At 64.1% G+C, this 370-nt stretch carries 1 pseudogene; it reads right to left on the bottom strand.

Features of this window, described 5'->3' with window-relative positions:
* Nucleotides 1-370, bottom strand: a pseudogene (locus tag ADK52_RS09695) (sulfate ABC transporter substrate-binding protein); the annotation flags it as partial.

The raw sequence follows: 370 nt of genomic DNA, 5'->3' as shown, positions 1-370 counted from the left end.
GAGGACCTTGTTCAGGAGCGTCAGGTCGTAGATGCCGGCGAGGTCGGGCTGCTCGATGAGCTTGGCCTTGACCGCCCAGTCGGACTCGGTCTTCAGCGTCGTGGCCAGCGGGTCGTCGGTGACGAGGATGCTCTTCCAGGCCGGGTCGATGACCGCGGGCTCCAACTCCTTGCCGCTGAGGGTCTTCAGGGCCGTGTTGGCGGAAGCCTTCGCCTTCTCCGGGTTGGCGTTGATCCACTCGTTCGTCTTCACCGTGCCGGCCAGTACGGCCTCGACGACGTCCGGGTGCTCCTTGAGGAACTTCTGCGACACGATGACGTTCGTGATCACGAACTTCTTGTCGGGCCACAGGTCGGTCTCGTCGAGGAGG

The sequence above is a fragment of the Streptomyces sp. WM6372 genome (assembly GCF_001279655.1).
In the GTDB taxonomy this organism is placed as follows: Bacteria; Actinomycetota; Actinomycetes; order Streptomycetales; family Streptomycetaceae; genus Streptomyces.
Note: the sequence above shows the minus strand (reverse complement) of the source record. Positions and strands in the feature narration are given on the sequence as shown.